The organism is Niabella pedocola, assembly GCF_021044425.1.
GTDB classification, from domain to species: domain Bacteria; phylum Bacteroidota; class Bacteroidia; order Chitinophagales; family Chitinophagaceae; genus Niabella; species Niabella pedocola.
In genome coordinates, this window is the sequence record NZ_JAJNEC010000006.1 from 24723 (window position 1) to 41714 (window position 16992).

Genomic DNA, 16992 nt, shown 5'->3' on the forward strand with positions numbered 1-16992 from the left:
TCGTATAAATAAGCGTATTTAGGCATATTCTTAAAAAAAGTCATTTATCTTGCGGCTCTTAAAAAATGACCATGGAGTATAATAAGTTAGTTGCAGTTAGTGGATTATCGGGCTTATTTGAGCTGATCAGCAGTAAAAATGACGGAGCCATTGTTCGCTCCCTGAACGACAAAACAACCAAATTTGCGTCTTCCCGCATTCACCAGTTTTCACACCTGGAAAGCATTGAAATTTATACGATCCGGGATAATGTAAACCTGGCGGAGGTGTTCAATGCCATGAAGGCTGATGGCACGGCGTTGCCAGACGTAAAAGATGATAAGGCGATCAAGGCGTATTTTCAGAAAGTATATCCTGATATGGATTTTGACCGGGTATATACCTCTGATATGAAGAAGATCGTAAAGTGGTTTGATCTCCTGCAAAAGAACAACATTGAAGTAAAGTTAACCGAAGCTGAAGAAGAAGCGGCTGCCGAAGAAGAAACTCCGGCACCGGAAGTGAAAGAAACCCCGGCACCGGCCAAAAAATCAGCAGCGAAGACCCAGGAAGCCGCCGCAACAGAGGGAGAGCCCGTAAAAAAAGCACCGGCCAAGAAGGCTGCTGCAAAAAAGGCTGCTAAAAAGAAAGAAGATTAATCAGCACCGCATTTTATAATAACTACCGCCCCCGCTGTAGCGGGGGCGTATTGTTTTATGAGGTTTGCATTTTATAAAGTATATTGCTGCTCCGGGTAGCTTTTGCTGCCCAGCTATCCTGAACAGCGCAATTGAAAAATGATCAACATGAAATTAGACGCAAATATTCAACCCTTACACAGACAATTTTTACCGGCAAACTTTAAAATAACAGAATGGTCAACGTTGGAGCCGTATTTTAAAGACCTGGCGGGACGGGAATTAGCAGACCAAGAAGCCCTGGATCAGTGGTTGCAGGATATCAGTGAACTGGAGGCCGTGGTAAGTGAGGAGGCCTGCTGGCGCCAGATCAATATGACCCGTGATACGACAGACACGGCACTGGCGGAATCCTTTACCTTTTTTATGACAGAGATTCAACCTAAAATGCAGCCCTATGCAGACCAGCTGAACCGGAAGCTGATTGAAAGCCCGCTTTCAAATGAGCTCACCGCGCCGGAGTACTTTACATACCTCCGGAATGTGAAGAAAAACATTGAGCTGTTCCGGGAAGAAAATATCCCCTTACAATCGGAGCTGGCCGTAGAGGCACAGCAGTTTGGTGCCATTGCGGGAAAAATGACCGTTACCGTAAACGACCAGGAATACACGCTGCAACAGGCAGCCAAATTCCTGGAAAGTCCGGACCGGGCGTTGCGGGAAAGTGTATACCGCAAGATCGGTGACCGGCGCCTGCAGGATAAGGACGCCCTGGATGATCTTTTTGATGCACTTTTAAAAAAGCGCCACCAGGTAGCACTGAATGCGGGGTTTGAAAATTACCGGGATTACCGGTTTGCCGAACTGGGCCGGTTTGATTACAGCAAGGAGAACTGCTTCCAGTTTCACGAAGCGGTGAAGCAACATGTATTGCCACTGGTGGATAAGATCTATCAGCAGAAAAAAGAAAAGCTGGGCCTGGATGTGCTGCGGCCCTGGGATATTGATGCGGAACCTGCGGGTACCGAGCCCCTGCGTCCCTTTAATACCGGCAGTGAGCTGGTGGAAAAAGCCATCCATTGTTTTAATGAGCTGAATCCCTTTTTTGGAGATTGTTTACGGAAGATGAATGAAATGGGCCGGCTCGACCTGGAAAGCCGTAAAGGAAAAGCTCCGGGCGGATACAACTGTCCCCTGGCGGAAACCGGCGCTCCTTTTATATTTATGAATGCAGCCGGCACCATGGACGATGTAACCACGATGGTACATGAAGGCGGTCATGCCATTCATTCTTTTTTAACGCACCCGCTGAAATTATCGGCTTTTAAAGAATACCCGACCGAGATCGCTGAAGTGGCCAGCATGAGTATGGAATTGTTCAGCATGGAACACTGGACCGAATTTTTTAAAACTCCCGGAGAACTGAAACGGGCGCACGAGCAGCAACTGGAGCGGGTATTGACCATCTTCCCCTGGATTGCAACGATCGATCAGTTCCAGCACTGGATCTACGAGCATCCCACACATACCCGTGAAGAGCGGCTGGCTGCATGGCAAACCATACTGGCCTCCTTTACGCCGCAAACACTGGATACCAGCGGACTTGAAGATTACCGGAACTTCAACTGGCAGCGACAGCTGCATTTATATGAAGTGCCTTTTTACTATATCGAATACGGTATTGCTCAACTGGGTGCGATCGGCCTCTGGCAACAATATAAAAAAGACAAAACACAAGCCCTGGATCACTATATACAGGCGCTAAGCCTGGGCGGAACCCGCCCATTGCCCCAGCTTTTTGAAGCGGCAGGATTAAGATTTGATCTATCTCCCGACCACATCAAAGGATTGATGGAGTTTGTAAAAGGCGAACTGGACAGCCTGTAAATAATAATCGTCTTGAAGATAAAAAAGCGCCTTCTGCAGAAGGCGCTTTTTTATCTTCTGTTTAACGGTATTCATAATGGCCCCGGGTCCAGTGTTTATAACCATGGTAGCCGGGCGACCAATGGCCGGGCACCCATACACGGTGCCGCGGAGCGCGGGAATAGGCACTTACAGTGCAGGAAGCAAAGCCTGAAAGGAACAGCGCAAACAGCGCAGCCCCAATAACTGTTTTAAAAGCTTTCATAGAACATTGTTTTAATCAATAAAGCGGATACAGTTATTGGAATAAAAACAACAAAAAAAGTTTAACACCTCCAATACCCCGAGCTGTTAAAAGAGCTATAAAACGATGTGCTCGCTGAGTGTCTTACCAGATTGAAGGCGCCTGGGAAGATCGCCTGGACGGCTGTAAGATATTTCTATCCGAAGTTAATGTACCCTTGGAGATGGAAAATGTAATGGGCTGCCTGCGGTAGGCTTTAACCAACCGGCCATATTGCATGGCGGGATTCCATTTCCCTGAATTCCGGATCACGCGAAGGGCTTCGTCTTCCATACCATAGCCGTTGGTACTCAGCGCTTTTATATCCAGCAGGGTTCCATCTTTGTTGACAATAAATTGAACAACGACTTTATATTGGCCCTCGGGAGCACCAGCCCGCACAGGACGGGAGCCATCCAGCGTCCGGGTGAGATAAGAGGCCCAGGCTTTTGGGCCACCAGGAAAGCTGGCATCTTTGTCTTCCCGGGTGTAAAGGCTGTCGCCGTTGGTAACGGTACCATCGGGATGATAGATCTTTTCGACCCCGGTATTTCCGGAGAAAATAACTGCCCGGATTTTTCGGCCGGTTGTGTCGTAGCTGATATCCTCAAGAGTATTTAGGATGCTGTCTGTAATGATCTCATTGAGGACGGTATTTTCTTTAAAATACCGGAATTGCTTTTTAAAAACAGCGGCTCCGCCGGTGTACAGTATGGAGTCGGTCTGTCGGCCTCTGTCGTCCCATTTTTGTGTAAGTCCATCCTGTACATTGTATCTATAACGCTTTACCAGCTGAACGCGGCCATTCTTGTGGTAATCGATGCTTTTCCCATGCAATATATTTAAAGAAGAATCGGTATAGGAGGCGGAAAATATTTTTTGGTCATTGGGTATTAAAAAAAAATCGACCCATACCGCCGAGTCCTGTTTTACGCCCTTGCCGTATATAAAGGCCTTTTCTTTTTGAGCGGGAGCCAGGCTGGCGTCAAAATAATAGGTGTACCGTTTGATCTGGCCATTTGCGGAAAGCGACAGCATCAGCATCAAAAAAGCAGGAAGGATGGTTTTCATACCGAACGTGTTTGAAATAAGTTGTGAAACGTTTTGATTCGTATATCAAATATAAAACATTCTACATACGGACGGACAATGGTTACAAAGATCTTTAAAAAAATACAGGCCATGCTGCCCTGAAATATTCCGGACGGTTTGTGTTTTACAAAAACGCAACAGGACAGTAGCTTAAGGGGCAATAAAAAGGCTGTAGCAAAAGTGAAGATTTTGCTACAGCCTTTTTAAGCAATTAAAGCTTCCGTTTAAAACTTACTAATATCCAACCGGCCTCCCGTAATGCATTTGCCGGACAGTGAGGGCGTGGGAATCGCGGCGTTGATAATCGCCGCTCTTATTTCTTTCATGCTGGCGCCGGGATGCGCAGCGGCATAGAGCGCTGCTGCACCTGCCACATGCGGAGCGGCCATAGACGTACCGCTCAATGCCGCATAGCTATTGTTCAGGTAGGTGGAAACGATCGATTCGCCCGGTGCGGCAATATCAACCGTCTTTGCACCATAATTTGAGAAATAGGAAAGATTGCCATTCCGGCCGATAGATGCAACGGCAATTACATTTTCGGTTTTATAGTTGGCCGGATACACAGCGGTTTTGTCATTATTGCTGGCGCTGTTGCCGGCGGCAGCAACAATAAGGATTCCCGCCTTGCCGGCTCTTCGAACAGCCGCTTCCAGGTTTTTGGAACTTACATTGCCTTCCCAGGAACAGCAGATGGCCACAATATTCAGTTTTTGCCTGGTCTTTAAGGCAATAAAATAGTCGATAGCCAGGGCCGCACTAAACGCTGTGCCGGTATTGCCTTCAATAAATTTTGCACCAAGAAGTTTTACATTCCAAACCACGCCTGCCACGCCGATACCATTGCCGCCCTCGGCCCCGATGATGCCTGCAACATGGGTGCCGTGGAAATCGCCTCCGGTATATACCGTGGCGTTGTTATTGTAAAAGTTCCAGCCGTACACATCGTCGATATAACCATTGTTATCATCATCGATCCCATTGCCCGGAATTTCGCCGGGGTTAACGCCCGCATTGTGCTTCAGGTCGTCGTGCTGATACATATATCCCTGATCAATTACACCAACGTACACATTGCCTGCACCTGTTTTATGATTATTCCAGGCGGTGCTGGCCTGGCATCCGTATCCGCCGGCCTGCATATTCCATTGCGCATCGGTGTAATAAGGATCATTCGGTACATCTGCCGTGTGGTAAATATAATTGGGTTCAATAAAATCGATCTCCGGGGCATTCTTTACCGCATCAATGGCAGCAAGCGGATCCGATGCGGTTTCAATGAGGTCAACCTCACCGGCATCTTCAAAGCCGGGGATGGATTTTGGATGGGCTTTCCCTTTTTGTTTTCCTTTAAGTTTCGTAAAAATTGCCGCCTTATTTTGGGCGGGTGTTCCGTCTTTGAACTTCACCAGCAGTTGGCCGGGCACATAATCTTCGGCTAAGCCGGATGCGGTAAGGCGCCGGGGGGTGCTTGCAGCGGATGAGGACAATGGATCACCGGAATTTACTTCGTTTTTTTGACAACTGTACAGGCACAAACCGAGGCATAAACCCACGGTGAGTTTGAATGATTCTCTGATCATCATGGTTTAGAGTTTAAAAGTTTATAAAGGGCCGGAGCATTGGGGAAATACTCCCGGATCAGTGCGAAAGTATTAACAAAATATGACATTTATAAAATTGTTCCGCGGCAGTGTCATTTAAATTTTGGGGCCAATGCTTGCTAAAGGGGCGCTTATAAACCGTCGGCGGTTTGTTGTTGATAGAAGAAAACGGAGCGGCTGCTTTTTTTATACAATGGAGTTGATTTTCGTTATCTTTATCAGGCGGTCGTGATGGTGGCGGCTTTGAGGCAATGCAGTACCGGATATTCGCCCCCTAAATCTATGTTCCGGGTTCGCAAGACCCCACTAAACACAGTAAAAGAACATAAGAAGACTGAGGATCGGCACGCTTGTTTATGCAAATTTTAAAAAAGGGTTATATGAAAAAACTATTATTTTTTTTAGCGGGCATCTGCCTGGTTATCGGCGTATCTGCCCAGAATGGTGAAAAGAAAAAACCGGCCAGTCCACCGGCATCGGTTTCAAAAACGGTCAAATCGGGTGTAACCGTTTCCATCAATTACAGTCAGCCATCTGTAAAAGGACGTACCATCGGTAAAGATGTGGAACCTACAGACGGAAAAGTATGGCGTGCCGGAGCCAATAAAACCACGCTTTTTGAATTGAGCAAAGATGCAACCATTAACGGGAAACCATTGCCTGCCGGCAAATACGGGTTGCACGTATTAACCGGAAATGGCGACTGGACCTTTATCTTCAGTAAAAAATGGGATCAGTGGGGAACCGAATACAATGAGGCAGATGATGCCCTGCGGGTTACGGTAAAGAGTAAAAAGCCCGAAAAATTTGCGGAGGCATTGACCTATACGATTGGCGACAATGGCCAGGTTTCCCTTTTATGGGGCGATCATGAGGCCGGGTTTACTGTAAAATAACGTACGGTTCATAAACGATCATACTAGAGGGTTAGCCCGTTTGGGTGTAACCCTTTTTAGTGACCTGCATAAATGTATTTTCCCGTTAAATTTGCACGAATGAACAGAGTGGTGATAACAGGTCGTGGAATTTACTCCTGCATTGGCAAGAACCTTGCAGAAGTAAAAGATTCCTTGTACCAGGGGAAGTCGGGGATCATATTCGATCCCGTTCGCAAAGCATTTGGATACCGGTCTGCCCTGACCGGTTTTGTAGAGCGTCCTTCATTAAAAGGATTGCTGGACCGGCGTTCCCGCATCATGCTTCCGGAGGAGGGTGAATATGCCTATATGGCTACCATTGAGGCATTGCAGGAAGCGGGTCTTTCCGAGGAAGACCTGGCGCGGTTAGAGCCGGGCATTCTTTATGGAAACGACAGCTCCGCAAAGGCCGTCATCGAATCCACCGACCTGATCCGCGAAAAAAAAGATACCATGCTGGTAGGATCGGCTGCGGTATTTCAAACACTGAATTCTACGGTAACCATGAACCTGGCTACCATTTTTAAATTAAAAGGCATCAATTTAACGGTAAGCGCCGCCTGTGCCAGTGGTTCACACGCCATTGGGTTGGCCTACATCCTTATAAAAATGGGGTTGCAGGATTGTGTGGTTACCGGTGGTGCGCAGGAGATCAACCACCTGTCTATGGGTACCTTCGATGCGCTGGGTGCCTTCTCGGTAAAGGAAGAGGCACCTGAAAAGGCATCCCGGCCTTTCGACAAAGACCGCGATGGCCTCATTCCCAGCGGCGGCGCGGCCACGGTGATCCTGGAAAGCCTGGAGTCTGCACAAAAAAGAGGCGCTACCATACTGGGGGAGGTGATCGGTTACGGATTTTCTTCCAACGGGGAGCATATTTCCAATCCTACGGTGGCAGGACCTGCAAAATCGCTGCGGATGGCACTGAACGATGCCGGGGTGGATCCCGGTGTTATTGATTACATCAACGCCCACGCTACCAGCACCCCCGCCGGCGACGCCAGCGAGGCCAAAGCCCTTGCGGAGGTGTTCCAGGGTTGTAATACACCGGTAAGTTCCACAAAATCAATGACCGGCCACGAATGCTGGATGGCAGGAGCCAGCGAAATTGTGTACTCCAGCATTATGATGGAACACGGATTTATGGCACCCAATATCAATTTTGAAAACCCGGATGCAGATACCGCAGCCCTAAATATTGTAAAAAATACAACGAATAAAAATATAGATGTATTTTTGTCCAATTCATTCGGGTTTGGGGGAACCAACTCTACCCTCATTGTAAAAAAGTGGTAATTTGAGCTAATGCTAAGCATGGAGAAAATAATAAATACGACCAATGCATTTTTGGTAGATGAATTCGAGGCCGATGCGGATCTGATAACGCCGGAGGCAAGTCTCAAAGAGGTATTGGACCTGGACAGCCTGGATTATATTGATCTGGTGGTGGCCCTGGAAAGTAACTTTCATTTTAAGGTGCAACCCGGCGATTTTCTACCGCTGGTCACCTTCAACGACTTCTATAACTATATACACGCACAGATTCAGAAAAAAGAGGCGGCCTAACGCTTTGTTTTATTTTTTGACACCGGCCGCGGTACAAAGGGCAGCTTTGTTGCCACGCTCGCTTGCACACCTGTGCAGGGGTCGGCATGTTAACTCAGAAATAAAACCTTTCTGGAGATTTTAGGCTTGTTCAAAAAATGGTTATTTTTACGAAAAGGACGCATTATGGGTACCTTGATCATCGATAAAAAAAAGTTTGTTGTTATTGAAGAAAAAAAGTTTGAGAAGCTGGAGCTTTTGGCTGCCCAAAAAACGGCTTCTGCAAAAAAACTTTCACTGGTAGAAGGAAGAAAACTGGCTCATAAACTGATTGACAAGTGGTCAAAAGAGAAGTAAGGATTTTAGAGACTGCGGCCACTACGATTGCGGAAATAGCCTATTTTATTGAATCTAAAGGACTGCCCCAGACTGCCAAAAAATTTGTTAACGATATTTTCTCCTTTGTTGAAAAACTTGCAGATAAAAGGGTGGTTCATAAGCCCTGTAGTTATAATCGGTGGGCGGATCTGAATTATCGGTGTGTTTCTTATAAAAAGAAATACGTAATTGCATACTTAAATCATACAAGCGAAATTGTCATCTGCGACATTGTTTCGTTTAAAATGCTTATCTAGCAGCACAAATACAATCCGATTCAATGGCAAACTGGGACGGAAGCTCCAAGGGAAATAAACTGGGCTATAGCATCTTTATCGGTCTGCTGAAGGCAGGAGGCCCGGCGCCGGCCTATTTCCTGCTGCGGTTTGTAGCCTTTTACTATTTTTTATTCAGCACCCGGGCCAACCGGGCTATAAAATATTACCTGCACAAGCGGTTGGGGTATTCCGGCTTCAAGGCCATCCGGCTCCGTTACCGCAATTATTGCTGGTTTGGGCAGGCCCTTATAGACCGCATCGTTATGATGAGCGGCATCCGCAACCGGTTCTCTTTCGACTTTGATGGAGAAGAACACCTGCGGGAAATGGTAGCAGCCGGGAAAGGCGGCTTGCTGCTAAGCGCTCATATCGGCAACTGGGAAATTGCCGGCCATCTCCTTAAACGGCTGAATACGCGGATCAATATTGTAATGTATGACGGGGAGCACCAGCAAATAAAGGAATACCTGGATGGGGTTACCGGCGAGCGCAATGCACGGATCATCGTCATCCGGGATAATATAGCGCATATGTACGAGATCATGGAAGCGCTGAACAACAATGAGCTGGTTTGCATGCACTCCGACCGGTTTTTGGAAGGCAATAAAACATTAAGCACTTCTTTTCTCGGCGCTCCGGCCCGGTTTCCCGCAGGCCCCTTCACCATCGCATCAAAACTGCCGGTGCCCGTTTCATTTGTGTTTGCATTGAAGGAATCGCACAAACATTATCATTTTTTTGCAACCCCGGCCACCGTATACCGCCATCATCCCGAAAAAGCCGGCCCGGAGGCCATCCTGGCCGATTTTGTGGAGCAAATGACCGGAAAAGTAAAGCGTTATCCCGATCAATGGTATAACTATTACCCGTTTTGGGATGAAACCCCGTCATAAACAGCCGGTATTTTCGCTGCCACGGCTGTATTTTCCCTTTCATGAACCCGGAATGACGATTGATCCCATACAAATAACAACCGGGAGAAAAACTCCTGTTGCAAACCAAAGATTCTGTAATTTTAGCGCGTTGGCCTTGAAAAATGCCAACTGTTTATTAGAGTATGAGTATTGCTACGGACATTTTGCCCTATATCCCGCAACGGCCACCTTTTGTGATGATTCAATCGCTGGAGCGTTCGGATGACAGCGGAGCTGCAACGCAGTTTACCGTAACGGAAGATAATATCCTGGTGGCGGACGGGTATTTAAAAGAGCCCGGACTGGTGGAAAATATTGCTCAAACGGCGGCAGCCCGTATCGGCTATATCTGTAAACAGGAAAACAAACCCGTTCCCGTAGGCTTTATTGGAGCGGTACAGCAGTTAAAGATAAACCGTCTGCCTGCCATCGGGGAAGTGCTGGAAACGTCTATTCATATTAAGAACCAGGTATTCAATGCTACTATTGTGGATGGCAGCATCGCTATAAATGGCGATGTGATCGCTTCCTGCGAAATGCGCATATTTGTTGCCGGATAAAATTTTTCAACAACTTAAAACAACACAATCATGAAAAAGATCTCAACCAAAATATTGTTATTGCTTTTTGCATGTACTGCAATGGCCGGTTTAAACAGCCAGGCCCAAACCCTGAATGAAGTATTAACCAATAAGGAAACACCGATCTATTATTTTGGGATTGATTTTACAAAAGCAAAACTGATCGGGGATGCTGCCGCAAAGGCCGATGATATTGTGGCCCGCCAGTTTGACGGCATTAACGACCTGATGGTGAATGAAGCTAAAAAGTACGACATCGCCGGTGCCTTCCGCAAAGATGAAATGAACAGCGACCTGAGCTTTGTTTCAAAACGCAATCAGAAACGGGACCCGGAAACCCTGCTTTCCTCCAGCTCTGAGGATTATAACCTGTTAAAGGAAAGCGATATCACTACCCTCATAAAAGGCTTTAACACCGGTGATAAAAAAGGTACCGGGCTCTTGTTTGTGGTAGACGGAATGAGTAAACCCAAAAAAGAATTATCGGTTTGGGTAACCCTTTTTGATATCCGTTCCAAGAAAATATTGCTGACAGAACGCGTAGAAGGTTCGGTGGGCATGGGTTTCAGCTTCCGGAATTATTGGGCTACCGGGTTCAAAAAAGTCATCGACAACATCAAAAACAGTAAATACGCTGCGTGGAAATCGAAATAATGAAGGAACTTAAAGATACAACCGAAGTCCTCATCCGTTTTAACGAGGCCGATCCGCTGGGTATTGTCTGGCACGGTCATTACATCCGCTATTTTGAAGATGGCAGGGAGGCCTTCGGAAAAAAATATGGTATCGGTTATCTTGATTTTTTTAAGGAAAATGTAGTGGTTCCGATCGTTCACGCAGAATGCAATTATAAAAAATCATTGAAATTTGGCGACACCGTAGTGGTAGAAACCATTTACGAGCCCTGCGAAGCGGCCAAGATCAATTTCCGGTTTAATTTATACAAAGGGTCCGACCGGTCCCTGGTGGCAACCGGCCGCACGACGCAGGTTTTTCTGGACAAGGATACGCAAACCCTTTTATTGAACAACCCTCCGTTTTTTCAGGAGTGGAAGCAAAAATTTGTGAAGTAAAGGGAATGAAGAAGGTGTTCGTTTTATCCCGGAATATTGTTTCCCCCCTGGGAAATACAGCAAAAGAAAACATGGAAGCGCTGTGTGCGGGTAAAACGGCGGTAACGGTACACAATGATGCCGCCCGAAGCCCGGTACCTTTTTGTGCCGCACTGATGGATCCAGCATTTTTTCAGCAAGCCCCGGCTGCCTTTACTCCTTTTGAGGCGCTTACAGTCGCCTCTATGGAGGATGCAATCCGGCAGGCGGAGATCGATCCGTCCGATCCGGACACTGCATGGATCCTTTCTACCACCAAGGGTAATATCGGGCAGCTGGAACAACAGCCGGTTACCCGTGCACTAAAAAACGAAGTGGCTTTAACCGTTTCTGCCCAAAAACTTTCGGCGCATTTTGGATTTGTAAACCGGCCGGTGATCGTTTCCCACGCCTGTATCTCCGGAACCCTGGCCATTATTACGGCCAGGCGGATGCTGGAGGCCGGCAAATACAAAACGGTGGTGGTGGCCGGTGCGGACCTGATCACCCGCTTTATCCTTTCGGGATTTCAATCGTTTCACGCGGTGAGCGACGTGCTTTGTAAGCCGTTTGATGCCGATCGAAACGGAATTAACCTGGGGGAGGCAGCAGCTACGGTTGTCCTTTCTACCCAACCGCCTGCTGCAGCAAACCCGATCGTTATAAGCGGCGGCGGGGTAAGCAATGATGCCAATCATATCTCCGGACCTTCCCGGACGGGGGAGGAACTGTTTATGGCAATCGATCGCGCCATGAAAGAAGCGGGAACGGATGCCGCAGCAATCGACTTTATCTCCGCCCACGGAACGGCTACCGTTTATAACGACGATATGGAAAGCCGGGCGATCAACCTTGCCGGATTGCAATCGGTTCCCGTAAACAGTCTGAAAGGCTACTACGGGCATACCCTGGGCGCAGCGGGCCTGCTGGAAACCGTTATCGGTATTGAGTCGCTGAGTAACCAGGTCATCATTCCCACTATGGGATTTGAAACCCCCGGCACTGTGGAGCCCATTCATGTTTGCAGCAAGCTTACTAAAACGCCGGCACATGCGTTCCTGAAAACAGCATCCGGTTTTGGCGGTTGCAATGCTGCCATTGTGGTTCAAAAAACGCAGGACTGATAAGGAACTGCCTGAGATTGCAGGGATGCGGAAACGATAACCCGGATCCGAACAATAAATTTTTTTAAACTTAAATAATGATAGATTTCTACAAAGGAGAACATTATTCAGCGATGGAGGGAAAACACATGGCGCAGATCATTGCCCATGGGCCAATTGTATTTCAGGTAGCGCGTGTGTTAAGAGATAAACAGATATTAAAAGTAATCGAAGAAACACGTAGCAAGGGAATCGCGTTAAAAGATATTTGTGAAAAAGTAGGTCTTTCCGAATACGCCGTACGGGTATTGCTGGAGGCCGGTTTGGGAATGCACCTGGTAAAATATACGGAAGATGAGAAATTTGCATTGACAAAAACCGGTTATTTCATCCTGCACGATCCGCTTACCAATGTGAACATGAATTTTGTACAGGACATTTGTTATAAAGGAATGTACCATCTTGAAGAAGCCATTGAAACCGGAAAACCGGCCGGGCTGCCCGAGCTGGGCAACTGGTCTACCGTATACGAAGGCCTTTCACAATTAAACCCGCAACAACAAAAAAGCTGGTTTGAATACGATCATTTCTTTTCAGATATCGCGTTCCCCGCGGTTTTAAAACATATTTATAAGCCGGAAAATCATATTAAGAAATTGCTGGAAATAGGTGGCAATACCGGCAAATGGGCGCTGGCATCCACCAAATTTGATAAGGAGGTAGCCATTACCATCGTGGATCTGCCCGGGCAGGCGGCCATGGCAAAAAAGAATATTGAAGATCTGGGATTAAGCGACCGGGTTGACTTCTATCCGGCCAATGTGCTGGATGAATCCGTGGTATTTCCCGCCGGATATGATGCGGTTTGGATGAGCCAGTTCCTGGATTGTTTTTCGGAAGAGGAGATCGTGTCCATTATGAAACGGTGCGGTGCCGCATTGAATGATGATGGAAGTATTTATATCCTGGAGGCATTCTGGGATAACCAGCGCTTCGAAACTTCGGCATTCTGTATTCAGCAGCTGTCCATTTATTTTACCGCTATCGCCAACGGTAACAGCCAGATGTATGACTCCAGGGTGTTTAAAAAATGCGTGGAAAAAGCAGGCTTTGAGATCGTGGAGCAGATAGAGGGCATCGGGCTCAGCCATACCTTACTGAAATGTAAAAAGAAGGGCTAACTTTGATTGCTGAAGGAAGGCCATCATAACAAATAGAAACTTTAAATCAGAATTGAAAATATGCAAAGGGAACAAACAGATGTACTGGTAATTGGCGCAGGGCCCGCAGGAACCGTGGCCGGAGCCATTGTAAATAAAGCAGGATACAAGGTTCGGGTGGTGGAGAAAATGAAATTCCCGCGCTTTGTTATCGGGGAAAGCCTGTTGCCGCGTTGTATGGAAGCGCTGGAAGAAGCAGGATTGCTGGAAAGTGTGTTGAAAATGGGCTTTCAGCGGAAAACGGGTGCTAAGTTTGTACGCAACGGTGTGGTTTGTGATTATTCTTTTTCTGATCAGTTTACCGACGGCTGGGATCATGCTTACCAGGTAACCCGTGCCGACTTTGACCAGGCGCTGGCAGATGGACTGGAAGCACAGGGCGTGCCCATTGAATACGAAACCACCGTTACCGCCATCCAGTTCAATGAAGATGGATCGTCTGTTACCACCGTTACCGATAACGCCGGTAATGAAAAACAGATCGAGGCAAAATTTATCATTGACGGAAGCGGCTATGGACGGGTGATTCCCCGTTTGTTTGGCCTGGATAAACCATCGAACCTGGCTCCGCGGAAAGCACTGTTTGTGCATATTAAAGATGTAAACCGCCAGATGGATGATGAACCAGACCGTATTACCGTAATTGTACATAAACCCGATGTATGGGTATGGGTGATTCCCTTTGCTACCGGTGTTACCTCTGTAGGATTTGTAGGAGACCCCGCCTTTTTTGAAAAATATACCGGCACGCCCGAAGAGCAGATGCGGGCGGTGATTGCCGATGAGCCGTATATAGCCGAACGGATGAAGGACGTGGAGTTTTTATGGGAGCCCAAGATCCTGCAATCCTGGTCCAGCACTACCGAAAAGTTCTATGGAAATGGCTTTGTATTAACCGGCAATGTGACCGAATTCCTGGATCCGGTGTTTTCTTCCGGAGTAACCCTGGCTACGGTTTCGAGCCAGATTGCTGGGAAACTGGTTGTACGTCATTTAAAAGGAGAATCGGTTGACTGGGATAAAGAATATACAGAAGTGATGATGCAGGGGGTAAACACCTTTAGAAGCTATGTGATGGGCTGGTACGATACCACACTGCATACGATCTTCTTTGCAAACGATCAGAACCCCGAGATCAAAAAAATGATCTGCTCGGTATTGGCCGGATACGTTTGGGATACTGACAATCCATATGTAAAAGAGCATGATACGGCATTGCACAAACTGGCTAAAACCATCCGGCTCCGGGACAGTATCGAATATATTAACAACGGATTTAAAGACAAAGCGTAGCAGGTTGCGTGAAAGCCAGTATGCAGATTACATCGGCAGTAATTGTAAGGGAAGGGAGCGTTGTAAAAGATGCATCCGTTGTTTTCAGAAGCACTGAAACCGGGAGCGCGTTCTTAAATGCCGCCTACGAGGCGCTTGAAGTACTGTATCCCCGCTTTTATAAAATGGACCTGCTCAGCAAAACAGGAACCATTGCGGCGGATGTGTTGTTAAAGCAGCGTACCGATCTGGAGCAGTGGCGGCCGGAAGACACCGGGATGGTGCTCAGCAACCGGAACGCCAGTATAGAAGCCGATGTGCAGTACCTGGAAGCTTCAAAAGCGTATCCGAGTCCGGCGCTGTTTGTGTACACACTGCCCAATATTGTGATCGGGGAAATCAGCATCCGGTATAAATTCAAAGGGGAAAATGCCTTTTTTATTTCAGAAACCTTTGATGCCGATTGGATGCATTGGTACGTAGCGGACCTGATGCAGCGGAACCTTTTGAAAGTATGCATTTGCGGGTGGATCGACGTAGTGGACGAACGGCCCGAGGCGTGTCTCTTCCTGGTGGAGCAGGCGCCATCCGCAACGGGGCACCATTTTACCGCGGAAAACCTGCGGAGTATTTATAATAAAGATTATGGAAAATAAGCAAGAACTGATACAACGCTTAAAGGAGCAAATCATTAAGCAGTTAAAACTGGAAGACAAGAAGCCCGAAGATATCGGGGATCATGATCCGCTGTTTGTGGAAGGGTTAGGACTGGACTCTATTGATGCGCTGGAACTGATTGTACTGCTGCAGCAGGAGTACAATATCAAATTAAAGAACGCGGAAGAAGGCCAGGACGTATTTCGCTCCATTGATACGATGGCGGATTATATCCTGGAACATTCGGCTTCGTAGATAAGGTGAATCGTCAATGGTAAATCGGCAATAAATGCTGAATTGCTTACGGTCAGCTTTTCACGATCTACCAAGTTCTCACCATTTAATATCCAACATGTCAAAGGAACAAACGGTTTATATAGGAGGGGTCGGCGTTATCTCAGCAATCGGGAATAATGTTGCCGAGAATCTGGATGCGCTGGTTTCGGGCCGGGCCGGGATGCAGGCTATGCAGCGGCTGCAATCGGTGCATAAAGATACGCTGCCGGTAGCCGAAGTTTCACTCTCCAATGAAGCGCTGGCCGCAAGGGCAGGATTGCCGGATACCATCAGCCGTACGGCCTTGTTAAGTGCCGTAGCCGCTAAGGAAGCGATTGCCGATGCGGATATCGAATATTCAAAATGGCGCACTGGCTTTATTTCCGCCAATTCGGTAGGGGGTATGGATAAAACCGAAGATTTCTTTCCGGGCTTTTTGGAGGATGCCGGTAGCGGTGATCTGAAAATGGTGGTAAACCATGAATGCGGAGCCGTAACGGAAGTAGTGGCGGATGCGTTGGGCATTAACGATTTTGTAACTACCATCAGTACGGCCTGTTCTTCTTCTGCCAACAGCATCTTTTTAGGTGCACGAATGATCCGGCAGGGATTGCTGGATGTGGTGATAGCCGGTGGCACCGATGCATTGACCCGGTTTACCTTAAACGGGTTTAACACGTTAATGATCCTGGACCAGGAATACTGTCAGCCTTTTGATGAAAATCGCAGGGGGCTTAACCTTGGTGAAGGTGCGGGGTACGTGGTATTGATGTCTGAGGCGGTGGCCGCCACATTGCACAAAAAGCCTTTCTGCGCCCTCAGCGGGTGGTGCAATGCCAATGATGCCTATCACCAAACGGCCTCTTCGCCTACAGGTACGGGCTCACTACTGGCAATGAAAGGCGCCCTTAAAAAAAGCGGCCTCTCCCCGGCAGCTATCAGCTATATCAATCTTCATGGAACCGGAACCCAAAACAATGATATCGCCGAAGGCACAGCCATTGCCACGTTATTTGAGGGGAATTATCCGCCCATGAGTTCTACCAAATCCTTTACCGGTCATACATTGGGTGCCAGCGGTGCCATTGAAGCGGTATACGCGGTACTGGCTATCCGGGAAGGCCTCGTGTTTCCCAGTCTGCGGCTGCAAACGCCTATGAAAGACCTGCCGTTTTCTGTAACCACCGTCCTGGAGAAAAAGAAGATCGATCATGTATTATCCAATTCCTTTGGATTTGGGGGTAACTGCAGTTCGCTGGTATTTTCAAGAACTGCTTTCAATCATCTGTAATATTTAA

20 protein-coding genes are annotated in these 16992 nt (G+C 47.5%); 17 read left to right on the top strand and 3 right to left on the bottom strand.

Translation table 11 applies throughout. The features are described from left to right. The first annotated feature begins 71 nt into the window (after nucleotides 1–71). Together LQ567_RS19550 and LQ567_RS19555 are read left to right on the top strand one after the other, a co-directional pair. Nucleotides 72–638: a DUF5606 family protein gene (locus LQ567_RS19550; protein ID WP_231007369.1), complete on the top strand. Its 567-nt coding sequence runs from the start codon at nucleotides 72–74 to the stop codon at nucleotides 636–638. 147 nt (nucleotides 639–785) lie between these two features. Next, nucleotides 786–2504: a M3 family oligoendopeptidase gene (locus LQ567_RS19555; protein WP_231007371.1), complete on the top strand. Its 1719-nt coding sequence runs from the start codon at nucleotides 786–788 to the stop codon at nucleotides 2502–2504. A gap of 61 nt (nucleotides 2505–2565) precedes the next feature. Here the strand turns inward: LQ567_RS19555 and LQ567_RS19560 are convergent, their stop codons facing one another. The 3 genes from LQ567_RS19560 to LQ567_RS19570 form a co-directional block, all read right to left on the bottom strand. After that, nucleotides 2566–2748, bottom strand: a complete 183-nt coding sequence (locus LQ567_RS19560; protein WP_231007372.1) for a hypothetical protein — start codon at nucleotides 2746–2748, stop codon at nucleotides 2566–2568. A gap of 123 nt (nucleotides 2749–2871) precedes the next feature. Next, on the bottom strand, nucleotides 2872–3837 hold the full coding sequence (locus LQ567_RS19565; protein ID WP_231007375.1) for an energy transducer TonB: 966 nt from the start codon (nucleotides 3835–3837) through the stop codon (nucleotides 2872–2874). 245 nt (nucleotides 3838–4082) lie between these two features. Next, entirely contained in the window at nucleotides 4083–5444 is a 1362-nt protein-coding gene (locus LQ567_RS19570) for a S8 family peptidase (protein ID WP_231007376.1), read from the bottom strand. A gap of 398 nt (nucleotides 5445–5842) precedes the next feature. On the opposite strand from LQ567_RS19570, the gene LQ567_RS19575 reads away from it, so the two are divergent. From LQ567_RS19575 to LQ567_RS19640, 15 genes are all read left to right on the top strand, one after another. After that, nucleotides 5843–6358: a DUF2911 domain-containing protein gene (locus LQ567_RS19575; protein WP_231007378.1), complete on the top strand. Its 516-nt coding sequence runs from the start codon at nucleotides 5843–5845 to the stop codon at nucleotides 6356–6358. A gap of 99 nt (nucleotides 6359–6457) precedes the next feature. Beyond that, nucleotides 6458–7675 (top strand): beta-ketoacyl-[acyl-carrier-protein] synthase family protein, encoded by a 1218-nt coding sequence (locus LQ567_RS19580; RefSeq protein WP_231007380.1) that lies wholly within the window; start codon nucleotides 6458–6460, stop codon nucleotides 7673–7675. A gap of 18 nt (nucleotides 7676–7693) precedes the next feature. Next, entirely contained in the window at nucleotides 7694–7945 is a 252-nt protein-coding gene (locus LQ567_RS19585; RefSeq protein WP_231007382.1) for a phosphopantetheine-binding protein, read from the top strand. A 165-nt stretch (nucleotides 7946–8110) separates the two neighbouring features. After that, on the top strand, nucleotides 8111–8281 hold the full coding sequence (locus LQ567_RS19590; RefSeq protein ID WP_231007384.1) for a hypothetical protein: 171 nt from the start codon (nucleotides 8111–8113) through the stop codon (nucleotides 8279–8281). Beyond that, the gene (locus tag LQ567_RS26325; RefSeq protein ID WP_394800413.1) at nucleotides 8263–8559 is read left to right on the top strand and encodes a type II toxin-antitoxin system RelE/ParE family toxin; all 297 of its coding nucleotides are present in this window, start codon (nucleotides 8263–8265) and stop codon (nucleotides 8557–8559) included. Before LQ567_RS19590 ends, LQ567_RS26325 begins: the two co-directional genes overlap by 19 nt. A gap of 23 nt (nucleotides 8560–8582) precedes the next feature. Next, entirely contained in the window at nucleotides 8583–9473 is an 891-nt protein-coding gene (locus tag LQ567_RS19595) for an LpxL/LpxP family acyltransferase (protein WP_231007386.1), read from the top strand. 164 nt (nucleotides 9474–9637) lie between these two features. Beyond that, nucleotides 9638–10054, top strand: a complete 417-nt coding sequence (locus tag LQ567_RS19600) for a 3-hydroxyacyl-ACP dehydratase (RefSeq protein ID WP_231007388.1) — start codon at nucleotides 9638–9640, stop codon at nucleotides 10052–10054. Between the two features lie 30 nt (nucleotides 10055–10084). Further along, nucleotides 10085–10729 carry a hypothetical protein gene (locus LQ567_RS19605; RefSeq protein ID WP_231007389.1) on the top strand — a complete coding sequence of 215 codons (645 nt, stop codon included), beginning with the start codon at nucleotides 10085–10087 and terminating at the stop codon, nucleotides 10727–10729. Beyond that, entirely contained in the window at nucleotides 10729–11148 is a 420-nt protein-coding gene (locus LQ567_RS19610; RefSeq protein WP_231007392.1) for an acyl-CoA thioesterase, read from the top strand. Before LQ567_RS19605 ends, LQ567_RS19610 begins: the two co-directional genes overlap by 1 nt. A gap of 5 nt (nucleotides 11149–11153) precedes the next feature. Beyond that, nucleotides 11154–12290: a beta-ketoacyl-[acyl-carrier-protein] synthase family protein gene (locus tag LQ567_RS19615; protein ID WP_231007394.1), complete on the top strand. Its 1137-nt coding sequence runs from the start codon at nucleotides 11154–11156 to the stop codon at nucleotides 12288–12290. Between the two features lie 77 nt (nucleotides 12291–12367). Next, on the top strand, nucleotides 12368–13450 hold the full coding sequence (locus LQ567_RS19620) for an SAM-dependent methyltransferase (protein WP_231007396.1): 1083 nt from the start codon (nucleotides 12368–12370) through the stop codon (nucleotides 13448–13450). A gap of 60 nt (nucleotides 13451–13510) precedes the next feature. Then, on the top strand, nucleotides 13511–14782 hold the full coding sequence (locus LQ567_RS19625; RefSeq protein ID WP_231007399.1) for an NAD(P)/FAD-dependent oxidoreductase: 1272 nt from the start codon (nucleotides 13511–13513) through the stop codon (nucleotides 14780–14782). 20 nt (nucleotides 14783–14802) lie between these two features. Continuing rightward, complete coding sequence (locus LQ567_RS19630; protein WP_231007401.1) at nucleotides 14803–15417, top strand: hypothetical protein; 615 nt, start codon at nucleotides 14803–14805, stop codon at nucleotides 15415–15417. Beyond that, entirely contained in the window at nucleotides 15407–15673 is a 267-nt protein-coding gene (locus LQ567_RS19635; protein ID WP_231007403.1) for a phosphopantetheine-binding protein, read from the top strand. Before LQ567_RS19630 ends, LQ567_RS19635 begins: the two co-directional genes overlap by 11 nt. A gap of 97 nt (nucleotides 15674–15770) precedes the next feature. After that, a complete protein-coding gene (locus LQ567_RS19640) occupies nucleotides 15771–16985 on the top strand; it encodes a beta-ketoacyl-[acyl-carrier-protein] synthase family protein (RefSeq protein WP_231007405.1) in 1215 nt (404 codons plus the stop codon). The last annotated feature ends 7 nt before the right edge of the window (nucleotides 16986–16992 follow it).

Excerpts from the sequence above, each read along its gene's own strand:
- LQ567_RS19550 (WP_231007369.1), top strand. The coding sequence starts at position 72 with ATGGAGTATAATAAGTTAGTTGCAGTTAGTGGATTATCGGGCTTATTT.
- LQ567_RS19555 (WP_231007371.1), top strand. The coding sequence starts at position 786 with ATGAAATTAGACGCAAATATTCAACCCTTACACAGACAATTTTTACCG.
- LQ567_RS19560 (WP_231007372.1), bottom strand. The coding sequence starts at position 2,748 with ATGAAAGCTTTTAAAACAGTTATTGGGGCTGCGCTGTTTGCGCTGTTC.
- LQ567_RS19565 (WP_231007375.1), bottom strand. The coding sequence starts at position 3,837 with ATGAAAACCATCCTTCCTGCTTTTTTGATGCTGATGCTGTCGCTTTCC.
- LQ567_RS19570 (WP_231007376.1), bottom strand. The coding sequence starts at position 5,444 with ATGATGATCAGAGAATCATTCAAACTCACCGTGGGTTTATGCCTCGGT.
- LQ567_RS19575 (WP_231007378.1), top strand. The coding sequence starts at position 5,843 with ATGAAAAAACTATTATTTTTTTTAGCGGGCATCTGCCTGGTTATCGGC.
- LQ567_RS19580 (WP_231007380.1), top strand. The coding sequence starts at position 6,458 with ATGAACAGAGTGGTGATAACAGGTCGTGGAATTTACTCCTGCATTGGC.
- LQ567_RS19585 (WP_231007382.1), top strand. The coding sequence starts at position 7,694 with ATGGAGAAAATAATAAATACGACCAATGCATTTTTGGTAGATGAATTC.
- LQ567_RS19590 (WP_231007384.1), top strand. The coding sequence starts at position 8,111 with ATGGGTACCTTGATCATCGATAAAAAAAAGTTTGTTGTTATTGAAGAA.
- LQ567_RS19595 (WP_231007386.1), top strand. The coding sequence starts at position 8,583 with ATGGCAAACTGGGACGGAAGCTCCAAGGGAAATAAACTGGGCTATAGC.
- LQ567_RS19600 (WP_231007388.1), top strand. The coding sequence starts at position 9,638 with ATGAGTATTGCTACGGACATTTTGCCCTATATCCCGCAACGGCCACCT.
- LQ567_RS19605 (WP_231007389.1), top strand. The coding sequence starts at position 10,085 with ATGAAAAAGATCTCAACCAAAATATTGTTATTGCTTTTTGCATGTACT.
- LQ567_RS19610 (WP_231007392.1), top strand. The coding sequence starts at position 10,729 with ATGAAGGAACTTAAAGATACAACCGAAGTCCTCATCCGTTTTAACGAG.
- LQ567_RS19615 (WP_231007394.1), top strand. The coding sequence starts at position 11,154 with ATGAAGAAGGTGTTCGTTTTATCCCGGAATATTGTTTCCCCCCTGGGA.
- LQ567_RS19620 (WP_231007396.1), top strand. The coding sequence starts at position 12,368 with ATGATAGATTTCTACAAAGGAGAACATTATTCAGCGATGGAGGGAAAA.
- LQ567_RS19625 (WP_231007399.1), top strand. The coding sequence starts at position 13,511 with ATGCAAAGGGAACAAACAGATGTACTGGTAATTGGCGCAGGGCCCGCA.
- LQ567_RS19630 (WP_231007401.1), top strand. The coding sequence starts at position 14,803 with ATGCAGATTACATCGGCAGTAATTGTAAGGGAAGGGAGCGTTGTAAAA.
- LQ567_RS19635 (WP_231007403.1), top strand. The coding sequence starts at position 15,407 with ATGGAAAATAAGCAAGAACTGATACAACGCTTAAAGGAGCAAATCATT.
- LQ567_RS19640 (WP_231007405.1), top strand. The coding sequence starts at position 15,771 with ATGTCAAAGGAACAAACGGTTTATATAGGAGGGGTCGGCGTTATCTCA.